Below are 269 nucleotides of genomic sequence, written 5' to 3' on the forward strand. Positions count from 1 at the left end.
CCCGCCACTGCGTACTGGGCAATCATTCGCATGCGGGCCTTAATATTTCCCTTGTTGAAATCGCTGATAGCGCTGCCGGCCAGGGCATCGGTGACCTGGGTGGTTATCGCGGCAGTGGCCGGTGCGATATCGATAGTTAGCCTTTGGTCAGGCTGAATGAATTGCAGTGCCACCTGTGCGTCGTCCTCATCGGCCTGGACGCCGTGGGGGAGGCGAATGGCAATGAAAGTGGCATCCTCACCGTCGTCGCGAAGCTTTTCGACGGCCAA

At 58.7% G+C, this 269-nt stretch carries 1 pseudogene; it reads right to left on the minus strand.

What is annotated here, in order from left to right:
- Window positions 1-269, minus strand: a pseudogene (locus tag ADB02_RS03295) (NAD(+) synthase); the annotation flags it as partial.

The sequence above is a fragment of the Corynebacterium sp. 212_CJEI genome (genome assembly GCF_001055915.1).
Classification (GTDB): Bacteria; Actinomycetota; Actinomycetes; order Mycobacteriales; family Mycobacteriaceae; genus Corynebacterium; species Corynebacterium jeikeium_D.